The organism is Bradyrhizobium jicamae (assembly GCF_001440395.1).
Taxonomy (GTDB): Bacteria; Pseudomonadota; Alphaproteobacteria; order Rhizobiales; family Xanthobacteraceae; genus Bradyrhizobium; species Bradyrhizobium jicamae.
Genome location: NZ_LLXZ01000191.1, coordinates 95,893 through 118,723, shown reverse-complemented (window position 1 = coordinate 118,723; position 22,831 = coordinate 95,893). Strand labels below are relative to the sequence as shown.

General features: G+C 64.7%; 21 protein-coding genes and 1 riboswitch. Of the genes, 7 read left to right on the top strand and 14 right to left on the bottom strand.

Annotated elements, in window-relative coordinates; translation table 11 throughout:
* Window positions 1-71 precede the first annotated feature (71 nt).
* From CQ12_RS32715 to CQ12_RS32700, 4 genes are read right to left on the bottom strand one after another with little or no spacing between them, the layout of a single operon-like run.
* On the bottom strand, window positions 72-464 hold the full coding sequence (locus tag CQ12_RS32715) for an MAPEG family protein (protein WP_057839394.1): 393 nt from the start codon (window positions 462-464) through the stop codon (window positions 72-74).
* A 29-nt stretch (window positions 465-493) separates the two neighbouring features.
* Window positions 494-1,579 carry a lipocalin-like domain-containing protein gene (locus CQ12_RS32710; RefSeq protein WP_057839393.1) on the bottom strand — a complete coding sequence of 362 codons (1,086 nt, stop codon included), beginning with the start codon at window positions 1,577-1,579 and terminating at the stop codon, window positions 494-496.
* Window positions 1,569-4,031, bottom strand: a complete 2,463-nt coding sequence (locus CQ12_RS32705; protein ID WP_057839392.1) for an ABC transporter permease — start codon at window positions 4,029-4,031, stop codon at window positions 1,569-1,571. Before CQ12_RS32705 ends, CQ12_RS32710 begins: the two co-directional genes overlap by 11 nt.
* Entirely contained in the window at window positions 4,028-4,681 is a 654-nt protein-coding gene (locus tag CQ12_RS32700) for an ABC transporter ATP-binding protein (RefSeq protein ID WP_057839468.1), read from the bottom strand. The genes CQ12_RS32705 and CQ12_RS32700 overlap by 4 nt, the downstream gene beginning before the upstream one ends.
* Window positions 4,682-4,996: 315 nt before the next feature.
* On the opposite strand from CQ12_RS32700, the gene CQ12_RS32695 reads away from it, so the two are divergent.
* Complete coding sequence (locus CQ12_RS32695) at window positions 4,997-6,271, top strand: MFS transporter (protein ID WP_057839391.1); 1,275 nt, start codon at window positions 4,997-4,999, stop codon at window positions 6,269-6,271.
* A 194-nt stretch (window positions 6,272-6,465) separates the two neighbouring features.
* On the opposite strand, the gene CQ12_RS32690 is transcribed toward CQ12_RS32695, so the two are convergent.
* From CQ12_RS32690 to CQ12_RS32680, 3 genes are all read right to left on the bottom strand, one after another.
* Window positions 6,466-6,747: a GIY-YIG nuclease family protein gene (locus tag CQ12_RS32690; protein WP_057839390.1), complete on the bottom strand. Its 282-nt coding sequence runs from the start codon at window positions 6,745-6,747 to the stop codon at window positions 6,466-6,468.
* A gap of 164 nt (window positions 6,748-6,911) precedes the next feature.
* Window positions 6,912-8,654 carry an N-acyl-D-amino-acid deacylase family protein gene (locus CQ12_RS32685; protein ID WP_057839467.1) on the bottom strand — a complete coding sequence of 581 codons (1,743 nt, stop codon included), beginning with the start codon at window positions 8,652-8,654 and terminating at the stop codon, window positions 6,912-6,914.
* A gap of 181 nt (window positions 8,655-8,835) precedes the next feature.
* Entirely contained in the window at window positions 8,836-10,050 is a 1,215-nt protein-coding gene (locus CQ12_RS32680; protein WP_057839389.1) for an MFS transporter, read from the bottom strand.
* A gap of 199 nt (window positions 10,051-10,249) precedes the next feature.
* Between CQ12_RS32680 and CQ12_RS46915 the strand changes: the two genes are divergently transcribed.
* Together CQ12_RS46915 and CQ12_RS46910 are read left to right on the top strand one after the other, a co-directional pair.
* Window positions 10,250-11,047, top strand: coding sequence for an ATP-grasp domain-containing protein (locus CQ12_RS46915; protein WP_245310259.1), 798 nt, complete (start codon window positions 10,250-10,252; stop codon window positions 11,045-11,047).
* Window positions 11,048-11,171: 124 nt separating this feature from the next.
* On the top strand, window positions 11,172-11,504 hold the full coding sequence (locus CQ12_RS46910; RefSeq protein ID WP_245310258.1) for a hypothetical protein: 333 nt from the start codon (window positions 11,172-11,174) through the stop codon (window positions 11,502-11,504).
* Window positions 11,505-11,572: 68 nt separating this feature from the next.
* Here the strand turns inward: CQ12_RS46910 and CQ12_RS45315 are convergent, their stop codons facing one another.
* Entirely contained in the window at window positions 11,573-11,728 is a 156-nt protein-coding gene (locus tag CQ12_RS45315; RefSeq protein ID WP_198164308.1) for a hypothetical protein, read from the bottom strand.
* Between the two features lie 162 nt (window positions 11,729-11,890).
* On the opposite strand from CQ12_RS45315, the gene CQ12_RS32670 reads away from it, so the two are divergent.
* Window positions 11,891-12,133 carry a hypothetical protein gene (locus CQ12_RS32670; RefSeq protein WP_057839388.1) on the top strand — a complete coding sequence of 81 codons (243 nt, stop codon included), beginning with the start codon at window positions 11,891-11,893 and terminating at the stop codon, window positions 12,131-12,133.
* Window positions 12,134-12,158: 25 nt separating this feature from the next.
* On the opposite strand, the gene CQ12_RS32665 is transcribed toward CQ12_RS32670, so the two are convergent.
* The 3 genes from CQ12_RS32665 to CQ12_RS32655 all read right to left on the bottom strand — a co-directional run bounded on the left by CQ12_RS32665 (window position 12,159) and on the right by CQ12_RS32655 (window position 16,047).
* Window positions 12,159-12,362 carry a hypothetical protein gene (locus CQ12_RS32665; protein WP_245310257.1) on the bottom strand — a complete coding sequence of 68 codons (204 nt, stop codon included), beginning with the start codon at window positions 12,360-12,362 and terminating at the stop codon, window positions 12,159-12,161.
* A gap of 274 nt (window positions 12,363-12,636) precedes the next feature.
* A complete protein-coding gene (locus tag CQ12_RS32660; protein WP_057839386.1) occupies window positions 12,637-13,641 on the bottom strand; it encodes a DUF6925 family protein in 1,005 nt (334 codons plus the stop codon).
* A 126-nt stretch (window positions 13,642-13,767) separates the two neighbouring features.
* On the bottom strand, window positions 13,768-16,047 hold the full coding sequence (locus CQ12_RS32655; protein ID WP_057839385.1) for a TonB-dependent receptor: 2,280 nt from the start codon (window positions 16,045-16,047) through the stop codon (window positions 13,768-13,770).
* Window positions 16,048-16,161: 114 nt separating this feature from the next.
* A riboswitch (cobalamin riboswitch) is annotated at window positions 16,162-16,360 on the bottom strand.
* A gap of 133 nt (window positions 16,361-16,493) precedes the next feature.
* Between CQ12_RS32655 and CQ12_RS32650 the strand changes: the two genes are divergently transcribed.
* The 3 genes from CQ12_RS32650 to CQ12_RS32640 are packed head-to-tail and all read left to right on the top strand — an operon-like array spanning window position 16,494 to window position 19,146.
* Window positions 16,494-17,537 (top strand): FecCD family ABC transporter permease, encoded by a 1,044-nt coding sequence (locus CQ12_RS32650; protein WP_057839384.1) that lies wholly within the window; start codon window positions 16,494-16,496, stop codon window positions 17,535-17,537.
* A complete protein-coding gene (locus tag CQ12_RS32645; protein ID WP_057839383.1) occupies window positions 17,534-18,316 on the top strand; it encodes an ABC transporter ATP-binding protein in 783 nt (260 codons plus the stop codon). Before CQ12_RS32650 ends, CQ12_RS32645 begins: the two co-directional genes overlap by 4 nt.
* A complete protein-coding gene (locus CQ12_RS32640; RefSeq protein ID WP_057839382.1) occupies window positions 18,316-19,146 on the top strand; it encodes an ABC transporter substrate-binding protein in 831 nt (276 codons plus the stop codon). Before CQ12_RS32645 ends, CQ12_RS32640 begins: the two co-directional genes overlap by 1 nt.
* 148 nt (window positions 19,147-19,294) lie before the next feature.
* On the opposite strand, the gene CQ12_RS32635 is transcribed toward CQ12_RS32640, so the two are convergent.
* From CQ12_RS32635 to soxB, 3 genes are all read right to left on the bottom strand, one after another.
* Window positions 19,295-20,335, bottom strand: a complete 1,041-nt coding sequence (locus tag CQ12_RS32635; protein ID WP_057839466.1) for an MBL fold metallo-hydrolase — start codon at window positions 20,333-20,335, stop codon at window positions 19,295-19,297.
* A gap of 238 nt (window positions 20,336-20,573) precedes the next feature.
* Entirely contained in the window at window positions 20,574-21,032 is a 459-nt protein-coding gene (locus tag CQ12_RS32630; RefSeq protein WP_057839381.1) for a DsrE family protein, read from the bottom strand.
* Window positions 21,029-22,777, bottom strand: a complete 1,749-nt coding sequence (gene soxB, locus CQ12_RS32625; RefSeq protein WP_057839380.1) for a thiosulfohydrolase SoxB — start codon at window positions 22,775-22,777, stop codon at window positions 21,029-21,031. The genes CQ12_RS32630 and soxB overlap by 4 nt, the downstream gene beginning before the upstream one ends.
* Window positions 22,778-22,831: the final 54 nt, after the last annotated feature.

Genomic DNA, 22,831 nt, shown 5'->3' with positions numbered 1-22,831 from the left:
TGGATTGCTTCGTCGCTTCGCTCCCTTGCGCAAACGCTTCGCGTTTGTCGCAGGCAGTGACGACGCGGCGATTATCCCTGCACAAGCCGCCACACGATGGCGCCGAATGCGCCCACCCACAGCGCGATCGTCGCCAGCGCCTGGATTGCAAAACCCAGGCTGCGGTCCTTGACCGCCCTGGCGTAGCCGAGCACGTAGAGAATACGGCCAGCGACCCACACCAGCCCGATCGCGGCGGCGATGCCGTCACTGATGTAGATGGCGAACAGCCACAGCGACGGCAGGAAGATCGGCAGCCATTCCAGCGTATTCATTTGCGCGCGAAACACGCGCTCGAAATCCGGATTTCCCGAAATCGCCGGCAGCTTGACGCCGAACGTGCCCCGCGCCCGCGACACCAGGATCGACGAGTAGAAATAGACCAGGATCGCCAGCAAGGTGACGAGCGCGGTGAGATGATACATCGTCAAGTTTCCCCGTGTTCCGTGCGGACCTAGTAGCCCGTCATTTCCAGATAGCCCACCCCGGTGTGGCTGCCCTCAAAGCGGATCGGGCCTTCCCAATAGGGAAAGCTCGTGCCCATCCAGCTCCTGGGGTTGAGCGGCCTGCATTCGATCGCCAGCGCCATCTTTGCCACCGCAATGCGCCAGGAGGTCGGGATCTTTCGTCCCGCGACCTGCGTGACGATCAGCGGCGTCATGACGATGTCGTCGGAGCCCAGCGTCTCGACCGTGTTGTCGGGTGCGATCCACTTGCCGGAGCTGTAATGCTGTCCGTCGTTCTGGCGCATTCGGTACAGCATCAGTTTGTCGCCCGAATTGAAATGCAGCGAGAGCCAATCCCATCCGCTCTGGTCCGCGGCCAGCGGCTGACTGCTCCATTCGCGATCGAGCCAGGCCATGCCGGTGACGTCGATGGGCTTGTCGTCAATGGTGAGAATGCCCGCCGCCGCATAATGCGGCTGGCTGTAATAATAGGACGCCTGTTCGCGCAGTGATTTGCGGCTGTAGCCGCCGTCGCCCTGCAGCGTCAGCGGCCGCTCCGCATCGAGGCGCAGCGTGTAACTGAAGTCGGCGCCCGCTGCTTTCAGCGAACACGGAGCGATATTCTCGTCGTTCATGGAATCGAGGGCGCGCATCTCCCAGGCATCGATCCAGGCGTGAAACGGCGCCGCTGCGACGCCGGCCTGGCCGACGCCGCCGCGCGCGAACGTCTGGCTGACGCGATGGGTATCTTCGCGCGTGACGGCGGCATGGCCCATCCAGATCTGCTGGTTGGCCCAGCCTTCCTGCGCTCCGCCGGCTGCGATCGCCTGGCGAAACAGCGTCCACTGTATGCCGTAGGCGATTCCGCGCGCATCGGTGAGATTGGCCGTCACATACCACCACTCGATGCGGAATTCCGGATGCGGTCCGTGGTCCCCAGGAAATGCGAATGTCCTGTCGGGGACGACAGGCGCAAATCCATCTGCGCTTTCGCTCAAGCCCGCAAAACCCTGCGCGAACGCGCGGCCGCCGAACCCGGCAAGGAGTGCGCCGCCGATGAAACCGCGACGGGTGATCGGGCCGCTACCGTTCATTGGCAAAGATCCTGATCAGGCTGGCCGGCTGCATGCGCGCCAGTCTGATGACGGGAAGCGCAGCCGCGGCGAAGGCCGCCGCCATCGCGACGCCGGTGAGCCACAGCAATTGCAGCGGAAAGACATGGAATGGCAATCGCCAGCCGAACGCCTTGACGTTGACGATGGCAAGCAGGCACCACGCGACCAGCAACCCCAGCGGCAGGGCGAAGATCGTGGTGATCAGCGCCACCGACATCGTCTTCAACAGCTCGATCGCTGCGAGCCGCCGCCGCGTGACGCCGATCGCCCATAGCGGCGCCAGTTGCGGCAGGCGGGAATTGGCCAGCGTCAGCAGGCTCGTCAGCAGCGCGACACCGGCCACGCCGAGCGTGAAGGCGTTCAGTGCCGCCGTCACCGCAAAGGTGCGGTTGAAGATCCGTGTCGATTCCGCCTTCATCGTCGCCTGATCGGCAACGTTGCGGTCGCCGAGAGCGAATTTTTCCTGCAGCGCAGAGATCAGCGTCGGGATTTTTTCCGGTGCAACCCGCAATCCCATCCGCGTCAGCGGTATCTCCGGAAAGCGCCGCGTCAGCGCGGCGAAATTCACTGCGATCTGGCTCTTGGGATTGCCGTAGTCGGCGTAGATGCCGACCACGTTGAGCGTCCAGTTGCCGCCCGATGCGGGCACCTCAATGCGGTCGCCGACCGATAGATGCAGCCGCCGCGCCAGTTGTTCGCTGACGAGCGCCGCGTCGCCGGGCCGAAGCTTGATCCAGGCATTGTCGGCCGATTGCAGCAGCGGCCAGTTGTCGCGATAGGTGGCGTGATCGGGCAGGCCCAGCACTTCGAGCGGTGCGCCTGCCAACTGCGTATCGGCGCGACCGCCGGGCAGCACCGCCTCGACCTCGGGCCGTTCGCGCAGCCACGCCCTGATCTCGTGCGCCTGTTCGTCATTGGCGGCATTGACATAGACATCCGCCGCCAGCCGCCCGTCGAGCCAGACCAGGAACGTGCGGGAGAAACTCTCGACCATGGTGGAGACGCCGACGTTCACTGCCAAAGCGAGCAGCAGCGCCATGAGGGCGAGTGACAGGCCGGACAGTTGCTGGCGGCTATCGGCCCAGAACCAGATGCCGAGCGGCGCCCGCGCGTAGCGCTGGCCGAGCGACAGTACGACCTCCAGCAACATCGGCAGGATCAGCGCGGCGCCGAGCATCAGTGCGGCGAGCACGGCAAAGCCGGTGAGCAGGGAATCGCCAAACCACAAGAAGCCGCCGGCGGCAGCGAACGCCGCGAGCGCCAACGCGCTCTGGTAGGTCAGCCAGCGCCGCTGCGCCTGTTGCCAGGCGAAAGGCTGCGCGGTGGCGAGCAGCGGCAGCCGCACCGCCTTGGTCAGGCTGGCCGCAGCCGCAGCGAGTGCGCCCAGAATGCTGATGGCGATCCCTGCGATCCACCATTGCGGCTTGAGCGTCAGCTGTCCCGGAATCTGCGCGCCGTAGAGCCCGCGCAGCGATGCGGCGACATCGGGCAGCAGCGCGCCGGCGATGAAGTAGCCGCACACCAGGCCGATCAGCCCCGCGACCAGCGCCAGCGACACCAGTTCGATCACCAGCACGACGTTCATCATCCGGGCCGAGACGCCGCAGGCGCGCAAGGTGCGCAAGGTCGGCAGGCGCTGCTCGAAGGCGAGCCCGATCGCGGAATTGACGATGAACAGGCCGACAAAGAACGACAGCAATCCAAACGCGGTGAGATTCAGGTGAAAACTGTCGGTGAGGCGTTCGAGGTCGGTCTCCGCATCAGGCTCGATCAGGCGAAGCTTGTCGCCGGCTACGCTTTCGAGCGGCGCGTGCCTGCCCGTGGCTTTGCCGATCAGGAGGCGCGAGAGCAGGTCCGGCATTTTCAGGATGCCCTGCGCCACGCCGATGTCGACGACCAGCACGCCGGGCACCAGATTCGGCTGCACGCGAAGCGGCGGCAGCAATGCGCCGCCATTGGCCTGCGGGCGCGCGCCCTCGGCGAGCTTGAGATCGGCCAGCGTTTCCGGCGCGACCAGCATCGTACCCGGCGGCGTCATGAAGGCCTGCAGATCGGCCTTGCCGACCGCAGGTGCGTTGCCGACGTCGGCGGGCAGCGTCACGGGCTCGATGCCGAGCAGGCGGAACGACCGTCCCTCGATCTGGACGCGGCCTTCCAACACTGGCGACACGGGCCAGCCGGCGCGGCGCAGATCGACGAAGAGTTGTTGCGGAAAGCTGGCGCCGCTGCGGGCGACCAGCATGGCGGTGCGCGTGCCGCCGAACGTCGCGGCAGCGCGATCATAGGAGGCGCGCGCCTGCTGGTTGAGCGCCTGCACGCCGCTCCACAGCGCGGTGGCCGAGATCAATCCGATCAGCAGGGTCGCCAATTGCATCGGATGCCGCCGCCAATGGCTGAGCAGCACGGCCAGCGTCCACAGCGCGCGTTTCACGCGATCACCCCGGCATGGAGGTTGACCTGCCGGTCGAGCGTTGCGGCGAGCCGCGCGCTATGCGTCACCATCAGAAAGCCGCAGCCGCTGCGCGTCACCAGATCGCGCGCCAGCGCCAGCACTTCGTCGGCGGTGTCCTCGTCGAGATTGCCGGTCGGCTCGTCCGCGAGCAGCAGCAGCGGCTTTGTCGCCAGCGCGCGGCCGATCGCGACGCGCTGCTGCTGGCCGCCGGACAATTGTTCGGGATAGCGTTTCAGGAAACGGCCGAGTCCGAGCCGCTCGACCAGTTCGCCGTGCCAGGCCGCATCATGACGGCCGGCGATGCGCGACTGGAAGGCGAGGTTGTCTTCCACCGTGAGGCTCGGGATCAGGTTGAATTGCTGAAACACCAGGCCGAGCCGGTCGCGGCGCAATTCCGCCCGGCCGGCATCGCTGAGTTCGGAAACCTGTGCGTCGGCCAGCCTGATCTCGCCGCCATCGGCGGCATCGAGGCCGGCGATCAGGTGCAGGAGCGTGCTCTTGCCGCTGCCGGATTCTCCTGTCAGCGCCACGCTCTCGCCGGCCGCAACCGTAAGGTTCACGCCGCGCAGCACCGCGACCTCTTCGCCGGCCGCGCGGTAGCTCTTGGTCAGGCCGGTCACGTGAAGCACATGGCCGGTCACGTTGGGCAAGATGGGATTGCCGTTAGTCATGCGCGACGTGAACCGATCTGACCATGAAAATCCCCTGACGTGATGGCAAAGGAACATATCAGGACGCGCGTCCCGGATCACGGCCTCAATCGTGGAGCGACGTGATCGTGATCCGGTTGGTGGCGACCGCCTGTCGCAGCAGCCGGCGATTGCGTGGCGGGGACCTTGCGGAAAATCCCGGTTGCCTTGGCCGCAAGCCGCCTTGTACCATTGGAACCGGCCGATCTTTAAGAGCCAGTAATAAGAGCCAGCAAAGAGGATGGGGAAATCAGCATGACCGCGCAGCCGACACCCAGGGGCGCCTGGACAATCACCTTCCTGCTGTTTCTGTTCATGCTGGTGAACTTCGCCGACAAGATCGTGGTTGGCCTCGCGGGTGCGCCGATCATGGACGAGCTGAAACTGTCGCCGGAGCAGTTCGGTTTCCTCGGCTCCTCGTTCTTCTTCCTGTTTTCGATCTCGGCCATCGTCGTAGGCTTTATCGTCAACCGCGTCGACACCCGCTGGGTGCTGCTGGTGATGGCCGTGATCTGGTCGATATCGCAATTTCCCATGGTCGGTACTGTCAGCTTCACGACGCTCGTCATCTGCCGCATCATCCTCGGCGCCGGCGAGGGGCCGGCATTCGCCGTGGCGGCGCATGCGATCTACAAATGGTTTCCCGACGAGAAGCGGACGCTGCCGACCGCCATCCTCTCGCAGGGCTCGGCGTTCGGCGTGATCCTCGCGGTGCCCGCGCTGAACTGGATCATCGTCAATCATAGCTGGCACTACGCGTTCGGCGCGCTCGGCGTGGTCGGCCTGCTGTGGGTGGCGGCGTGGCTGGTCCTGGGCAAGGAAGGCCCGCTGGTGCAGACGGTCCAGAAGGACACGAGCGACCCCCGCGTTCCCTATTTCCAGCTCCTGACGTCGCGAACCTTCATCGGCTGCTGCGCCGCGACCTTCGGCGCCTATTGGGCGCTGTCGCTCGGCCTGACCTGGTTCACGCCCTTCATCGTCAAGGGGCTGGGCTTCTCGCAAAAGGATGCGGGCTGGATTTCGGTTCTGCCCTGGGTATTCGGCGCCACCATCGTGCTGCTGACAGGCTGGATCTCGCAGGTGATGCTGGCGCGCGGCTTCACGACGCGCATCTCCCGCGGCGTGCTCGGCTCGGTGCCGCTGATCGTCGGCGGCCTGATCCTCGCCGTGCTGCCGCTGGTCAACGGCGCGGGACTGCAGATCGCGCTGCTCGTGGTCGGCTCCGGGCTGTGCGGATCGATCTATGTGGTCTGCCCGCCGATGCTCGGCGAATTCACGCCGGTGCAGCAGCGCGGCGCCATACTCGCGATCTACGGCGCGATCTACACGCTGGCGGGAATGATCGCGCCGTTCGTGATGGGTGCCGTGATCCAGAATGCGGCGGTGCCGCTCGACGGCTACATGGCCGGCTTCACCATCAACGCCGTTATCATGGGGGCTTCAGGCCTGCTCGGGCTGCTGCTGCTCTGGCCGAACACGGAACGCGCAAGGCTGATGGCGCAGGCCGCCGCGCAGCCGAAATTCGCGTGAGGGATGCAACACTCTATCGTCGTCCCTGCGAACGCAGGGACCCATACCGCGTGATCTATCGATGAAGCGTGGCGGCTGAAGCGTTGTCCTTGGCTAATTGCGGCGTTGATCTGCCGAAGCCGTCTTTCCTTGTGCCGCTTCCATGGGCCAGACTGCGTTCCGACGGACGACGAAAGGAAAGGGCTCTGCTTCGCTCAAACAATCAAATCGCTGAGATCGCGCCATTCCAGATTCTCGCGCTCGATCAGCTCGATCTTCCAATCCCGCTTCCAGCGTTTCAGCTGCTTCTCTCGTGCGATCGCTTCTTCCGCTCGCTCGAACGCCTCGACATACACGAGCCGGTAAACGCCATAGTTTTTGACGAACGATGAGCCATCGCCGCTGCGATGCTGCTCCATCCGCCTCGCGAGGGAATTGGTCACCCCGATATAAAGGGTCCCATGACGGCGGCTCGCGAGGATGTAGACGTAGTACATGCGCGAAGGACCGTTACTGTCGCCCTGCCAACGCAGGAGCCCATAGCCACCAGCCTACCTTATCGAAGCGCAGTCGTCTCCTGACGTGCCCGTTATTAGGGGCCGCGGCGTATGGGTCCCTGCTTTCGCAGGGACGACGCCAAGCAAGTTGAGCTTGCGGTGACCTAACTCGCCGCCGCATCCATCTGCGGCTTTGACCCCTGCGCGCCGCGCACCAGTTTGCCCGGGCGGGCGCCGGTGGCCTTGCCGCCGCGCTGCGTCACCACGCCGGAGACGATGGTGGCATCATAGCCGTCCACCTGCTGCATCAGGCGGCGGCCGCCGACCGGCAGATCGTAATGCACCTTCGGCGGATGCAGGTGCAGGCGATCATAGTCGATCACGTTGACGTCGGCCTTGAAGCCGGGCGCGATCACGCCGCGGTCGTAGAGGCCGACCGAGAGCGCGGTCTTGCGCGACTGCGCGGCGATGACGAACGGGATCGAGAGTTTTTCGCCACGGCTGCGGTCGCGCGTCCAGTGCGTCAAAAGATAGGTCGGGAAGCTGGCGTCGCAGATGATGCCGCAATGGGCGCCGCCGTCGGAAAGGCCCGGCACGGCGCTGGGCTCGCGCAGCATCTCATGCACGGCATCGAGATTGCCGTCGGCATAATTGAGGAACGGCACATAGAGCATGCCGCGGCCTTCGTCCGTCAGCATCGCCTCATAGGCAAGTTCTTCCGGCTGCCGGCCTTGCCGGCGGGCTTGCGGGCCGAGCGCATTTTCCGGCGGCTGCTCGTAATCAGGAGGATTACCCAGCAGATACATCTTGTCGTAGTTCGGGCGGAAGAACAGTGGATCGTCGGTTGCCGTCGCTGTCTCGCTCAGGATAGCGGCGCGCACTTCCGCCCGGCGCAAATGCGTGAGCCGCTCCGCCAACGGCAGGTGCGCGATGGCGCGATAGCTCGGATGGGTCTGGAACGGGTTGCGTGACAATTCCAGTCCGAGCAGCAAACCTACGGGCCGCGCGGCGATCTGGGTGGTGATCGAGAGACCGCGGGCGGCGGCTTCATTGATGGTGTCCATCGTTTGCCGCCAGCGCCGCGGCGCCTTGTCGGCCTGGGCGACGGAAAACGAGATCGGGCACCTGGTATTTTCGGCGACCCGCAGCATCATCGGCAGATCTTCGTGCACGGTGCTCTGGTCGAGCACGAATTGAAGCACGCTGCGGCCGACGCCGTGCATCGCGCCGGCGATTGCGGTCAATTCATCTTCGCCCGCTTTCAGCGTCGGCGTGTAGTCGCCGGTCGAGGTGCGGTGGTTGAGCGTGCGCGAGGTCGAGAAACCCAGTGCGCCTGATCGCACGGCGTCCCCGGCCAGTGCCGCCATCGCCTTGTTGTCCTCGGGCGTTGCAGGATCGCGCCGTGCGCCGCGCTCACCCATCACGTACACGCGCAGTGCCGCGTGCGGCAGTTGCGCGCCGATATCCATGTCGAAATTTCGTTTGGACAGCCACTCCATGTAGTCCGGGAAGCTCTCCCAGGCCCAGGGAATGCCGGCGCTCAGCACCGGCTCGGGAATATCCTCGACACCCTCCATCAGTTGGATCAGCCGGACATGGTCGGCCGGACGGCACGGCGCGAAGCCGACGCCGCAATTACCCATGATCGCCGTAGTGACGCCGTTCTGCGAGGAGGGCGTGATATCCTGGCTCCAGGTGACCTGGCCGTCATAATGGGTGTGGACATCGACGAAGCCGGGCGCGACCAGTTTGCCTTTGGCGTCGATCTCTTCCTTGCCCTTGGCGGCGACCTTGCCGACTTCGGCGATGCGGCCACCCGAGATGGCGACATCGGCTTCGAACAAATCGCCACCCTTGCCATCGGCAATGGTGCCGCCACGGATCACGAGGTCGGGGGTCGAGGTCATGGCTTCCATCCCGGTTCTGGTTTTTGTTGGTGCATCATCCGGCGTCCCCGGACACAGTCAACCGCCGGGGATGGGGCTCAGGAATGCATCAGAAAGCGTTTTCGAGCGAAGCATGCCCTCGGACTTGATCCGGGGGTGGGTACCGGTTCGCGTGACGAAAACGCGTAAAATAGAGACCGCGTTATGCCTTGACGGGTTCCGCAGGCTTGCGATCGGTGACCAGCGCCAGCAGGACCGTCAGCACCATGAAGGCGACAGACGCGCCGAATACCCAATGCGGCAGATGCTGGTCCATGATCCAGCCGAACAGCAGCGGCGAGAGAATGCCGCTGAAATTGAAGCCGGTGGACACGATGCCGAAGGCGCGGCCCGCGGCCCCCGCAGGGGCGGCATTGCGGACCAGCATGTCGCGCGAGGGCGCGATGACGCCGCCGAGGAATCCGGCCAGACCCATCGCCGCGGTCAGCGCGACCGGCGGCAGGTTGGTCACCGCAATGATCGTGATCATAACGGCATTGATCGCAAAGCAGGCGGCAGCGACATTGCCGTGACGCCTGGTGCGGTCGGCGAGATAGCCGCCGGCCAGCACGCCGGCCGCGCTGGCGCCGAGAAACGCGGTGAGCGCGATATTGGCGGCCTGGAATGTCACGCCATAGCCGCTCATCAGCGCGACCACGCCGAAATTGCTGATGCCGGCATTGGACAGGCCGAGCAGCATGAAGAAGATCGTCAGCACGATGAGGGCCGGCGTTATGATGCTCTGCTGCGGCGCCGACGCGCCGTCGGCCTTGCGATCAGCCGAGCTCGCATCGGGAATTTTGACGGCGATCAACAGCAGCGCCACCGCAGGGCCGACTGCGCCGGCGACGATCAGCGCGCCGAGCCCGCCGACAGCCGCCACCAGCGCGGCCATGATCGCGGGCGCCACCGCGCCGCCAAGGAAGCCTGCAAAAGTATGGATCGAGAACGCGCGGCCCATCCGCCGCGTGTCCATGTGCGTCGACAGGATCGCATAGTCACAGGGGTGATAGACGCTGTTGGCGAGGCCGAGCAGGGCAGCGCAGACGATCAGCGAGGCGTAGCTCAGATGCAGGCCGAGCATGATCAGCGCCAGACCGCCGACGGTGAGGCCGATCAGCAAAACCTTTCGTGCGCCGATATGGTCGGCGAGATAACCGATCGGGGCCTGCGTCAGGCCGGAGACGACGCCGAACACGGTCAGCGCGAAACCGAGCTCGATATAGCCGACGCCGAGCTGCGCTTTGAGGAACGGAAACAGCATCGGCAGCACGAAGAGATGGAAGTGACTGACCCAATGGGCGACCGAAATCGCCGCGAGCGTGCGCAGCGAACTATCCACCTTGGCCTGGTGCGGTGCGGCCAGAATATCGACCATGTCAGCTCAAGATCCCGTGTGACTTGTGGCCCGATGGGGCCGGCTGAAAATATAGGCAGGCCGTTATTTGTCCATGAATGCCGCTGCATAGCTGCCCCGGCGGAGGGCAGGGCGCGCAAATGGCCTCCTGAAATCGGAAGACAAACGCGGCCTGGCGCGGCAATGATCCGGTATGCCTGATCCCGCAAGACCGCTCCGGGTGCTCGTTTCCGAAGGTTCCAGCACCTCGGCCCGGGAGGCGGTGACGATTCTGGGGCTTTCGGGCCATCACGTCGAGGTCTGCGATCCCTCGCCCTGGTGTCTATCGCGGTTCTCGCGTTTCGTTCGGAAATTTCACCGCTGTCCAGGGCTGCGGGATGACCCGGCCGGCTATCTGGCCTTCATCGAACGGCGTCTCGCCGATGGAAAATTCGATGTTCTGCTGCCGACGCATGAGCAGGGATTTTTGTTTGCGCGGGTCGGCCAGCGCATCGCGGATCGTGCCGGGATTGCGCTGCCGGGTTTCGAAAACTATCGGCAGGCGCATAGCAAGGCCGGCTTCAGCCGACTGCTCGATCGCCTGACGCTGCCGCAGCCGGAGACACGCATCGTGACGTCAGCACAGGCGGTGCGTGAGGCGATCCGCCTTCCGGCCGTCGTGAAGACCTCCGTGGGCACCGCGAGCCGCGGCATCTGGTTCGTGCGCAGCGCGAACGATCTCCAAAGTGTGTTGCGCGATCTCAGCGGCGGCGATGCATTCGCCGGCGAGGTGCTGGTGCAGGACTTCATCGCAGGCACCACCGAGAAGGCGCAGTCGGTGTTCTGCCGCGGCCAGCTGATCGGCTTTCATGCCTATCGGCAGGTTGCCGCGGGCGTCGGCGGCGGTGAAGCGATCAAGCAGGGCGTGAACCGGCCGGCGGTGCGGGCGCACTCGAAAAGATCGGACGCGCGCTCGACTGGCACGGCGCGCTATCCATCGACTATCTCATGCGCGGCGACGGCGATCCGCCATTGCTGATCGATTGCAATCCGCGGCTGGTCGAGCCGATGAATGCCTTTCGCTCCGGCGTCGATCTGGTCGGACTCCTGCTTCGGATCTCGCTCGGCGAGACGCCGGCGGCGTCATCCAAAGCAGCGAAGGCGTGCTTACGCATCTGGCGATGCAGGCGCTGCTCGGATGCGGAGCGCGCGGCGGCACGCGGCGCGACATTGTCAGGGAATGCCGGTATCTCGTTGCGGCCAGTGGGCCCTATACCGGCACCGAAGAACTCACGCCGGTGCAATCAGACTGGATCAGTGCCGTGCCGCTGGCGATGACGGCGGCGTTGCTGCTGGCCTCGCCGAAGCTCGCGATCAAACTCGCGCGCGGCGGGTTCGGCGCGCATCTGCTGGATCTCCGAAGTATCCGGAAAATTGAGGGGAAGGGATTCTTGCAGGGTGGGCAAAGCGCAGCACCATCCATCTCGCGACCGTGATCCTGAACGGTGGGCACGCTTCGCTTTGCCCACCCTACGGTCTTACCTGTTGATCACGAGTGCTAACCTCACAACGGCTCATCATCATTGTCCGACCGGTCACGCTTCGGCGTCGCGATATCGCCGTCCTCGTAATCCTCATCCTCGGCCGGAATGCGCTCCGGCTTTTTCGGCTTGTCGTCCGCCTTTTTTGGAGGTTCGTTCTTCCTGCCCGTTCCGCCCATGTGCTGCCTCTCGCCGGATCAATCGGCGTTTGCGCTGCGTGCCGACTCAGGGTAACGGCATGACCTCAATCTGCCGCCTTTGGCCGGCATCCTAACGCCAGTCAGACGATTCTTCCCGCCCTTTTTGCGGCTGCAGCCCGAAGGGCCTTACATGGAGCCAGTATGAAGAAGCCCCGCATTGCGCTGGATGAACCGCAGCCGCGCAAGACCATCCGTGCCGACAAGGCGCCAACCACCGGTTACTCGCTGGTGGTCGATGGCCACTTCAAGTCGCATCACGCCACGGTCGAGTCGGCGGAGGAAGCGGGCATGGCGTTGAAGAACCGCTTCCAGATGTTGCAGGTGCAGGTCTACGACGCCGAGAACAAGACACGATCGCTGATCGATTGGCCGGGGCCGGCGTAACGCACCGGGTTTCTGCGCGGCTCGCTCAGATACGCCGTCCGCCGCTTTGCTGGTTCGCCAGCCAGTCGGAAAGGGCCGGAGCCTTCTCGTCCAGCTTTCTCGGTTTGGCGCGTGCCTTTTTGGCCGCGGGGGCGCGTTGCGGTTCAGCCGCTTCGCGCGCGAGCCGCAACGCCTTCAGCCGCGCCATGTTATCCAGCGTGGCTTTCGCCGCGGCTTCCCGCTCGGCCATTGCGGACCTCGCGTTCTCGGCGGCTTGTGCCGCCTTGGTGGCGCGGTCTTGATCTTCATTCGTCATTTCACGTCAGCCTCTGTTTGCTGTCTTGCCCTTGGCCGCTGATCCGGCCGTACTGGCTGCAGATCCGCGGCGCTCTTCGACACATCGTCCCAGTCGCATCCCGGAAATCGCGACAGACGTCGTCGAGCGGTTTGGCGCGCGGTTTAGCACGGGATCCGATTTCGGAGAGCATTATTTTCGGTCGAAAACAAGTTACTTTCTTTTCGAATCAATCATGGCCGGGAAGCTCCGCTTCGTCGTCGCCTGCATCGGCGTTACCGGAATCGAAATCGGTGAGCCAAGCATTGAGCGCCGCTGAGGCCTGTCCCTGGGCCTTCAATTGCCGCAAGGCGATCCGGATGTTGGTTCTGCCATGGCGGCCATCCGCAACCACCGAGGGCGGATCGCCCGCGATCACCGCTTCGGTCACGCGCCGCTTGACCGAAAGGGCTTCGGGATCGCCATACACGGCCATCATCCGCTGAAATGCACGGTAACGCGCGGCGTCGAACAGTCGTGGCTCGCCCAGCGCATCGCGCGCCGGATGGGCGGGGTAGAGATGGGCGCAGGGAACGAAATCTTCGGGAACCGGCTCGGTCGCCGGATGGGTGCGGCCGCTGTTGAGTAATTTTGGCAACACATGCGTGTGCGGCCCCTCCGGGCTCTTGCCTGATGGCGGCGGGATCGGCTGATAGACCTCGATGCGGCCGATCCGGCTGATGAAGACGCGATGCGGATTGTCCGCGAGGATCAGCGCCATCGCCGGATTATCGGCTGCAAACACGGCGCGGCCGGTGAGTTCGCGCAGCCGCGCGGTGAGATCGTGGTCGGCAATGCGGACGCAGAAGTCCGCCTGTAACGCGCCGAGACCCAGGTCGAACAGGATCGATTGGCGATCCTCGGCGCGCAGCGCCTCGCGATCGGCGCCGATCTCGGTCAGCACGGTGCGCCGGTTCATCGCGCAATGGTCCGCGGGCAGCACCAGCGCGATCCGCTGATTCCAGCCCGTCTTGGTGATGCCCTCCGAGGCAAAGGCGCGGGTGCCGGCAAGAGGTTTGAGCGCGATGCCGCCGCGCGAGGTCACTGCAGAAACAGCTTCGTGCGACTGGAAGAGGCGCACCGGCTCACCCTGATCGCGCGAAAACTCGGCGATGGCGCCGAAAGTGCCGAGGCTCCATTGCGTATCGGGATTGGCTATTTCCCGCCGCAAGAGGTCGATCGCTGCGGCGCTCATTGCTGGCAGCGGAACGGGCGCGGTTCAGGCATGAACAAATATTCCCCTGGCAAGGTGCCAAGAAGAATACCTTCTCGTCAGGTCAGGACAAGCCGGTCCGGCGTTGCGCCGAACCGGCGGCTCAGGTCAGAACGTCGCGCCGGCCTTCACCATGAAGGTGCGGCCGGGGAGCGGATAGGCGGAGAAGCGGCCGGGCGTAAACGAGCTTGCGATCGCGTAGTCATAGTAGAGCGCGTTGAACAGATTGTTCACGCCCACCGACCAGAAGAAGCGATCGTAGGCGCCACTCAGTTTCAAATCGACGGTGGCATCCGCCGGAATACGCCGCTGGGTGTTGGCCTGGTCATTGTCCATGAAGCGTTCGCTCCAGGCCCGGACGGTGGCATCCAGCACCAGATAGTTCTGCCAGATGTTCCAGGTCACGCCGCCGCTGGCTGTGTAGCGCGAGACCAGCGGCACGTCGTTACCGGCGAACTCGCCTTCGCGAAACACGGCGCGGGTGTAGGCCACGCCGCCGCGGAGCGTCACCGTGTCGCTGACGCGCAGCGAGGCGCTGGTCTCCGAGCCGTAGCGACGGGTCGGATCGAGGTTGACGTTGAAAAACAGCGCCGGGATAAAATGGATCTCGTTCTCGATGTCCATGTTGTAGATGCTCGATTGCATCTGGAAGCCACCGCTCTTGATGCGGAATCCGCCCTCGATGTCGTGCGAGGTCTGGGTCTTCAACTGGAAAGTCCCGGGAACGAAGAAGGGACCGTTGGAGACGCGCTCGTCGACGGTCGGGGTTCGGAATGCGCGCGCGGCGCGGCCGAATACCGAGAACACGCTGTTGAAGCGATGCTCGAGGCCAATATGTAGCGCATATTGCGTTTCGTTACTGTCCAACGGAGAGGCCGCGGGGCTGCAATTGAAGAACAGGGCGCAACCGGGCGCATTGGGATCGAACCGGTCCCGGGCACTCAGGCTGGTGTTTTGAACCCTGGCGCCATACGAGAAGTCGGTCGTCGGCAACAGGCCAACGGTGTGCTGCCAGTAGCCGGCCAGCGTCTGTTGCGACAGGTCGTAGATGTGGGTCGGCGCAACGCCTCTGAACGCGCCGCGGTCCTGATTGAACGTCGCGTCGTAATAATCGATGCCGGTCAGGATTTGCGAAGGGATTCCGAAGATTGTGTTCTTGACGCTCAATCGCGGCGTGATCGACCAGGTCAGCAATGATGCGTCGTTATAGGTGGAGGAGAAGCTCGGAAGTGGCGAGGCGAACGGTATCGCGCCGAAGAAACCGCTTTGCGTATCCTTCTTCCGAACGCCGCCGTCGACGATCAGGTCGACGCCGTTCATGATTGTCTTGGTAAAGCCGGTGGTGGCGCTGGCGCCCTGCTGGTTGCCGTAATCGAATGGCGTGGCGGCGCCCCGGCGGTTCGTGACCAGTTCGTTGACGCCGATCGAGGGATCGACGATGCGGCCGCCGGGGAATCCGAGCTTCTGGTCGTCGCCGGTCACCGTCAGGAAGGCCTTGAGGTCAGGCGTGGTGTAGTTGAGATTGCCGACCCCGTTGCGCTGGTCCAGCGCGTTGTTTTCGCGATAGCCGTCGGACTTGATGGCGTTGCCATAGAAGGACGTCGACCAGGGTCCATAGTTGGTCGCAGCCGAGATATTCGCAAGCCGTTGGTTGAAGGAGCCGACACCGGCCTCGGCGCGCATGGCGACAGGCGGGCCGCCAACGCCGTTCTTCAGGACGATGTTGATGACGCCGCCGATCGCATTGTCGCCATAGAGCACCGCGCCGCTGTTGCCGCGCGTGATTTCAATGCGCTCGATCGAATCGCGCGGAATGGTCGAAAAATCGACGCCGGCCATGTCGATGTCGTTGAGCCGTCGGCCGTTGATGAGCACCAGGGTATTTGAGGTCGCGAACGCGCCGAATCCGCGGAGGTCGACACTGGTCTTGGCGCCGTTGACGCCGCCAAACAGGCTGGTCAACTGCACGCCGGGCGTTTGCGCGATGATTTCCTGTAACGTCTGTGCGGGCGAATGCGCGATCTCTTGGGCGGTAATAACGGTCGACGCGGTGCCGACGATGCCTGAAAACTGCCGCTCGCCGCTGCCGCCTGCGCCTTGCGAGACGCCCTGGGGTGCGGTGTTCGAGCCGGTCCCCGCTGCGGGGGTGGTGCCGCGCGACGGCGCGGCCGCCGGCACGACACGGCGCGAGGTCGATCCTTCATCGTAGGTCGGCTTGGCGCGGGTCCGGTTCGGGTCGGTGGGCGAGGTGATTTCGATCGGCGGCAATGGTTCGGGCGGCGGCGTCTGTGCCTCTGCGCCGGAAATGCCGAGCGATGCGATCGGTATGAGGAAGCTGGAAGCAAGCCAGACGCGGCGGCGCGTGGCGGCCCTGCTGGTGGAAGACATGGACTTAAGACCCCGGTATGACGTCAGTGGCACGTCACAGCGAACCAAGTCTCACCGTGTGCTAACGCAGCTTAGGTGAAGCCAATGCCTGTACTCCCCGACCGACATCTTCGCGTGTGACCACGGCTGACGGCAGGTCTCCTGGCTCGCGGGTCGTTACCCCATCGTCGCCTTCCCAGGACCGAGATGCCCAGTGGCGTGTGACGAAGGATTCGCCGCTTACAGTTGCGGGGGCAGCCGCGGAATTGGGGATTTTCCCCGCACCGCATTCCCATTTGATCCCCGAACGGGAACCGTCGGGAATTATGGTAGAAGTTTGCCAAAGTCCGAGTCAATCCGCCCGGCGCGCCCAGCGATCCCTGCTGGACGAGTGCGCTATTTTTGCCGCATGAGCACTTGTGCCTGTCTCCTGTACCAGAGCGCGTAAACCTGCTTTAGGACGATCGATGAGTGTTGAGGCCGTAACCCTGACCAACGAGATTGCCGCGCGCCGGCGGATCGGCGCGGTGGCGGCGCTTTCCGTCCTCGTTGTGTTTCTGATGCTGATCTCGCTCGGCATCGGCCCGGTGCGGCTGTCGCCGCTTTCAGTGGCGCAAGCGCTGTTAGGCGCGGGCAGCGACGTATCGCAGGTGATCGTGCGGGAGATCCGCCTGCCGCGCACGCTGCTGGCGCTCGCGATCGGCGCCATTCTCGGCCTGTCGGGCGCGGCGCTGCAGGGCCTGCTGCGCAATCCGCTGGCCTCGCCTTCGTTGTTCGGCGCGCCGCAATCGGCCGCTTTCGGCGCCGTGCTGGTGATCGCGCTGGGGCTCGCCGATGTGCGCTCCTACGCGCTGCCGGTCGCGGCGATCATCGCAGCGTTCGCGTCCGTGTTCGTGCTGCTGTCGATCGCCGGCCGCAATGCCGGGCTGCTGATCCTCATTCTCTCTGGCCTGGCGATCTCGAGCTTTGCGGGCGCCGCCACCGCGCTGGTGATGAACCTTTCCAGCAATCCCTTCGTGGTACTGGAGATCGCGTTCTGGCTATTGGGCTCGCTGGAGGACCGCAGCTTCCAGCATGTGATGCTGGCGTTTCCCTTCATCATTGCCGGCGGGCTCATGCTGTTCAGCCAGCGTCATGCCTTTCGCGCGCTCAGTCTCGGCGAGGAAACCGCGCAAAGCCTCGGTGTCGATGTCGGCCGTCTCCGGCTGTTCGTGATTTCGGGCGTCGCGCTAGGTGTCGGCGGCGCGGTCGCGGTCACCGGCACCATCGGTTTCATCGGCCTGGTCGCGCCGCATCTGATGCGGCCCCTGGTCGGCCATGATCCGGGGCGGCTCTTGGTGCCGAGCGCGCTCGCCGGCTCTGCGCTGCTGCTCGCGGCCGATATCGCGGTTCGAATCATCCCCTCGACCTCGGACATCAAGGTCGGCGTGCTGACCTCGATTATCGGCGTGCCGTTCTTCCTTTATCTGATCATGCGCGAGCGCCGCGCACTTGGTGGAGGCGTCGCATGAGCGAGCAGGCACTGCTGACAGCAAGGGGACTTCGCGTGCGGCTCGCCGGCCGCGTCGTGCTGGAAGACGTTTCGCTCGCGCTTGAAGCGGGACATCTGGTTGCCTTGGTCGGGCCGAACGGCGCCGGCAAGACCACGCTGCTGCGGTCGCTGGCGGGACTGATCCCGTCCGAAGGCGAGATCGAGATCGGCGGCCAAACGCTGGCGTCGCTGCCATTGCGCGAGCGCGCCAAGCGTTTCGGCTATCTGCCGCAGGGGCATGTCGTGCACTGGCCGCTGCCGGCGCGCGATATCGTAGCACTCGGCCGCTATCCGCATGGCGCGACCGATCCGGCACGGCTGTCGCCGAAGGATGCGGAAGCCGTGCTGCGTGCGATGCAGGCGGTCGACGTGATCGAGTTCGGCGATCGCCGCGTCACCGAACTCTCCGGCGGCGAGCGCAGCCGCGTCGCGCTGGCCCGTGCGCTGGCCGTGGAGGCGCCGGTCATCCTGGCCGACGAGCCGACCGCCTCGCTCGATCCGCGGCACCAGATCGACGTGATGCAGAATTTGCGCGCGACCGCCGACAATGGCGTGCTGGTGATTGTGGTGACGCATGATCTGGGATTGGCCGCGCGATTTGCCGACCACGTGCTGGTGCTGCGCGAGGGACGGCTGGTGTCGCAGGGCGCGCCGGCCGAGGCGCTGTCCGAACAGGTGATGGCCGATGTGTTCCGGATCTCGGCCTATCGCGCGGAGTACCAGCGCGAGGCGGTGATCGTGCCGTGGGCGGATGTCTGATGCGATGGCGGCTCGCAATTGCGGCCGCGGTGCTGGCGATGCCGGGCGGTCCCGCGCCCGCCGCCAATCTGCCGCGTCTGGTGTCGATGAATGTCTGCACCGATCAATTGGTGCTGAGGCTTGCCGACCCCGAGCAGATTCTCGGCTTGAGCCGGTACTCGCGCGACGGCTGGCAATCGCAAGCGGGCGACCTCAGCCGCTATCCGGTGCTGTCGGGCGGAGCCGAGGATGTGCTGCTGATAAAGCCCGACATCGTCGTCGCCAGCGCGTTCGACAAGCGCGCGACGCGGGAGTTGTTGAAGGCGAAAGGGCTTCGTCTGGCTGAACTCGCGGTGCCGCGAACGCTCGATGAAGCGCGGCAGCAGATCCGCGAAGCCGGCGACATCACCGGTCATCCCGATCGCGCGGCGGCGGAAATCGCGCGGCTCGATGCGGCGCTGGCGCGTGCCCGGCAGGCGGTTTCGGAGCGGCATTACCGCGTGCTGCCGCTGTCGCGGCGCGGCTGGGTGGCGGGCAGCGACAGCTTTGTCGGTTCGCTACTGGCTGAAACCGGCCTGCGCAGCGCGGCCGGCGATCTCGGTTTTGCCTTCGGCGGCTTTGCGTCGCTGGAGGCGATCGTGAAATTGCGGCCGGATTTCCTGGTGGTTTCACAGGCAGGTGATACCGCGCGCGATGACGGCCAGGCGTTCCTGCTGCATCCGGCGCTGGAGCGTTTCTATCCGCCGGCGAAGCGGATCGTGATCCCGGAACGCATGACCGAGTGCGGCGGTGTGTTGCTGGCGGACGCGCTGGATGCGCTGACGGCGGAGTTAAAGCGGGTGGGGAAGTAGGCCGCAGATGCTGCGTCGTCCCTGCGAACGCAGGGACCCATAACCACAGGGCGCTGTAATTCAAGCAAGGCGTCAGCCACTGCGCTCAATCATTGACGCCGCGGCGTATGGGTCCCTGCGTTCGCAGGGACGACGGCACCCATAATGGCTACCCCATCACCACCGGCCCGCCGACCTTCTTCCACGCGTCGATACCGCCTTCGATATGCGCGGTGTTGGTCAGCCCCGCGTTCTTCGCCGCGGCCACTGCCATCGCCGAGCGCTCGCCGAAAGCGCAGAAGAACACCACGCGGCGGCCGGTGGCGGCGGCGACTTCGCGCAGCATGCCGCCGGGCTTGAGGCTCTCGGAGATGCCGGGGTAAGGCGCATGCAGCGCGCCCGCGATCGTGCCGTGCTTGGTGCGCTCGCCCGTCTCGCGCAGATCGACCAGGAGGATATCAGGCCGGCCGAGACTGTTGATGGCATCGCGCGCGGAGAGCGCGAGCCCCTGCTTGGCGAGTTCCTCCTGATGCAGGCCGACATGCATGTTGGCGGGCACGGCGACGTCCATCATCTTCGGGTTCGGCAGCTTCAGATTGGCCATCAGCTCGATATATTCATCGACGTTGCGCACCTGCAGCCGCGGATTGTAGCGCTTCTCCTCGCCGATGGTGGAGACCGTGTCGCCCTTGTAGTCATGGGCGGGGAACACCAGCGTTTCCTCAGGCAGCTTCAAAAGGCGGTTGAAGATTGACTCGTACTGGGCGCGCGAGGAGCCGTTCTGAAAATCGGTGCGGCCGGTGCCGCGGATCAACAGCGTGTCGCCGGTGAAGACGCGATCGCCCATCAGGTAAGAATAGGAATCGTCGGTGTGGCCGGGCGTGTACATGACATCGAGACACAACCCCTCGATTGTCACCTTGTCGCCGTCGGACACCCGCATCGACACCACATCGGCCTTGCTCTGCTCGCCCATGATGGTGATGCACTGGGTGCGATCGCGCAGTTCGCCCAAGCCCGTGACGTGGTCGGCGTGCAGGTGGGTGTCGACCGCCTTCACCAGCCGCAGATCGAGTTCGCGGAGGAGCTGGCAATAGCGGTCGGCCTTTTCCAGCACGGGATCGAGGATCAACGCCTCGCCGCCGGCGCGGCTCGCCAGCAGGTAGCTGTAGGTGCCGGAAACGCTGTCGAAGAGTTGGCGAAAGATCATGGCTGCTGCCGCGCTCAACATGAGTCTGGTGCAGTATATTATTCTAGTTTGAGGGTCTTCTCAAATGGCTTTCATCTATATCAAGTGGTCTTGACGAAGGAATCTTACTTCCCAGAGCCGGGCCCGGTCTGGCCCGTCGTTGCGAGCGGAGCGAAGCAATAGATGGATTGCTTCGCTCCGCTCGCAATGACGCTGAAGGAGCATCGCGGCACGTCTTCTTTCATACCAGCGGCGCATGTCACGGCCTTACCAGCGTGTACCCATTCTCCGTCAGGAACAGAATCTGCGCCACGCCGACCTGCACCGGCGTTGCCGCGGCGATGAACTCCGGCCGCTTGCCGTTCTCGCGCTCCAGCGTATCGATGGTGTTGAGGCAGATGTCGAAGCGCGCGCCGTGCGCCACCAGGCTCTCGACCATCTTGCGGTTGGGATTCTCCGGGCGCAGCAGGTCGATGCCGGGGCCGAACGCGACGATCTCGATCGCGACCTTGTCGGGATCGTAATGCTTCATCAGGTTGCTGGCGACGCTGAGCACGAGGCCCTGCTTGCGCGCGTCGTTGTCGGAAAGCTGCAGCACGATCTTGTGCTCGGCAAACGGCTTGTCCTGCAGCGGCGCCTGCTGGGCGCGGGCGTCAGGCGCGGGAGCCGCGATTGACAGCGCCGCGATCACGACGCGAAGCGTGCTCGAAATCGTCATGCCTGTCCCGCAATGCCGGGATTGCCATCCACGCCTTTCAGCGTGACGCCGGGGGCGGCCCGGTTCGGCGGCTTGCCTGACCTCAGATGCCTGGCGACCACATCCCAGATCGGCGCGCCGGTCTGCTCGTTGACGGAAGCCCAGCCCGCGACCTTGTAGCGCTTGCCGGCCTCCAGCGTGCGGCCATTGTCGAGCTTCACGTCGGAAATCCGCTTGCCGACCGTCTCGTTCGGGTTGCAGGTGTAATGCAGGCCACCGACGCGGACCATGTCGCCGCCCTGCTGGTAATAGGGATCGGTGTTGAAGAGATTGTCGCAGATGTCTTCCAGCACGTCCTTGATCTGGCCGCCGGTCATGGTCTGGACGTAGGTCTCGGGGTAGGTGACGGCGGTCTGCGCCATCACGTCTTCCATCGTCAGCGGCTGTCCCGCCAGCGCGGTGGTACCCCAGCGAAAGCCTGGCGACAGCGCGATCTCGGCATTCAATTCGCCGAGCAGCGCATCGCAGATCAGTTGATCCATGCTGCCGCTGAAATTGCCGCGGCGGTAGAGCAGGCGGTCGGCGGATGCGAGCTTCTCGCTCAGCGCAGCCGCATGCGGCTCGCGGATCTTGTCGATCAACGCCTGCATCGCCGGGTCGGGCTTCAACAATTCCGAAAACACCGGCAGCAGCCGGTAGCGCACATCCTTGACCTTGCCCTTGCCGAGTTCGAGATCGAGTACGGCCAGAAACTTGCCGTTCGAGCCGGCATTGGTGACAAGCGTGGTGCCGCCCGCGTTGGTCACGGCAATCGGCTGCGGCACGGCGTCATGGGTGTGGCCGCCGAGGATGACGTCGATCCCGGTGACACGGCTGGCGAGCTTGAGGTCGACATCCATGCCGTTATGCGAGAGCAGAATGACGGCGTCGACCTTGTCGTTATTGCGATGGCCATCGACGAGCTTCTGCAGCTCTTCGTCGCGGATGCCGAATTTCCAGTCCGGCGTAAAGCGCTTGGGATGGGCGATCGGCACGTAGGGGAATGCCTGTCCGATCACGGCGACGCGATATGAGCCGATCTCCTTGATCACGGATGGCTTGAACACGCGGCCCGAAGCTGGATCGAACGCCTTGGCATCGTTGAAGGCGGCTTCTTCGGTGAGGAAGACGTTCTGTGCCAGGAATTCGCCCTTGAAGCGTTCGAGATTGGCGCGCAGCACCTTCTCGCCATAGGTGAATTCCCAATGGCCGGTCATCGCCTCGATGCCGAGCAGGTTGGCGGCATCCACCATGTCGGCGCCCTGCAGCGTGTTGGCAAGACCGGTGCCCTGCCAGAGGTCGCCGCCATCGAGCAGCAGGGAGCGCCCGGACGAGACCTCGCCGCGCAGCCGGTCGATCAACGTCTTCAGATGCGCAAAACCGCCGAGCTTGCCAAATCTGCCGGCGGCCTTTTCGAACTCGACGCAGGTGAAGGCATAGGCGTCGGCGCTGTCGGGCCGGATGCCGAAGCGATCGAGAAAGGCGCGTGCAACCAGATGCGGCGGGTTGCCGTGCATCGGGCCGACGCCGAGATTGACGCTCGGCTCGCGGAAAAACACCGGCCGGAGCTGTGCGTGCACGTCGGTGATGTGCAGGATGCGGGCGTTACCGAAGCGCTCGAGATCATAGACGCCGGCATTGTCGGCACCGCGCGCCAGCCGCGGCAGGCTGCTGGAAAGAGTAGCGGCGCCCGCGAGCGTCAGGAAATCGCGGCGGCGGATGGTCATGCAGGTCTCCGCGCGTCGTAACGGCGTCTATGTGTGGAGCATGATCTTGGCGGA

What these genes read in the sequence shown, in the direction of transcription:
- CQ12_RS32715 (WP_057839394.1), bottom strand. Translation starts at nt 464, where the DNA reads ATGTATCATCTCACCGCGCTCGTCACCTTGCTGGCGATCCTGGTCTAT.
- CQ12_RS32710 (WP_057839393.1), bottom strand. Translation starts at nt 1,579, where the DNA reads ATGAACGGTAGCGGCCCGATCACCCGTCGCGGTTTCATCGGCGGCGCA.
- CQ12_RS32695 (WP_057839391.1), top strand. Translation starts at nt 4,997, where the DNA reads ATGACCGCGCAGCCGACACCCAGGGGCGCCTGGACAATCACCTTCCTG.
- CQ12_RS32690 (WP_057839390.1), bottom strand. Translation starts at nt 6,747, where the DNA reads ATGTACTACGTCTACATCCTCGCGAGCCGCCGTCATGGGACCCTTTAT.
- CQ12_RS32685 (WP_057839467.1), bottom strand. Translation starts at nt 8,654, where the DNA reads ATGACCTCGACCCCCGACCTCGTGATCCGTGGCGGCACCATTGCCGAT.
- CQ12_RS32680 (WP_057839389.1), bottom strand. Translation starts at nt 10,050, where the DNA reads ATGGTCGATATTCTGGCCGCACCGCACCAGGCCAAGGTGGATAGTTCG.
- CQ12_RS45315 (WP_198164308.1), bottom strand. Translation starts at nt 11,728, where the DNA reads ATGGGCGGAACGGGCAGGAAGAACGAACCTCCAAAAAAGGCGGACGAC.
- CQ12_RS32670 (WP_057839388.1), top strand. Translation starts at nt 11,891, where the DNA reads ATGAAGAAGCCCCGCATTGCGCTGGATGAACCGCAGCCGCGCAAGACC.
- CQ12_RS32665 (WP_245310257.1), bottom strand. Translation starts at nt 12,362, where the DNA reads ATGGCCGAGCGGGAAGCCGCGGCGAAAGCCACGCTGGATAACATGGCG.
- CQ12_RS32660 (WP_057839386.1), bottom strand. Translation starts at nt 13,641, where the DNA reads ATGAGCGCCGCAGCGATCGACCTCTTGCGGCGGGAAATAGCCAATCCC.
- CQ12_RS32655 (WP_057839385.1), bottom strand. Translation starts at nt 16,047, where the DNA reads ATGTCTTCCACCAGCAGGGCCGCCACGCGCCGCCGCGTCTGGCTTGCT.
- CQ12_RS32650 (WP_057839384.1), top strand. Translation starts at nt 16,494, where the DNA reads ATGAGTGTTGAGGCCGTAACCCTGACCAACGAGATTGCCGCGCGCCGG.
- CQ12_RS32645 (WP_057839383.1), top strand. Translation starts at nt 17,534, where the DNA reads ATGAGCGAGCAGGCACTGCTGACAGCAAGGGGACTTCGCGTGCGGCTC.
- CQ12_RS32640 (WP_057839382.1), top strand. Translation starts at nt 18,316, where the DNA reads ATGCGATGGCGGCTCGCAATTGCGGCCGCGGTGCTGGCGATGCCGGGC.
- CQ12_RS32635 (WP_057839466.1), bottom strand. Translation starts at nt 20,335, where the DNA reads ATGATCTTTCGCCAACTCTTCGACAGCGTTTCCGGCACCTACAGCTAC.
- CQ12_RS32630 (WP_057839381.1), bottom strand. Translation starts at nt 21,032, where the DNA reads ATGACGATTTCGAGCACGCTTCGCGTCGTGATCGCGGCGCTGTCAATC.
- soxB (WP_057839380.1), bottom strand. Translation starts at nt 22,777, where the DNA reads ATGACCATCCGCCGCCGCGATTTCCTGACGCTCGCGGGCGCCGCTACT.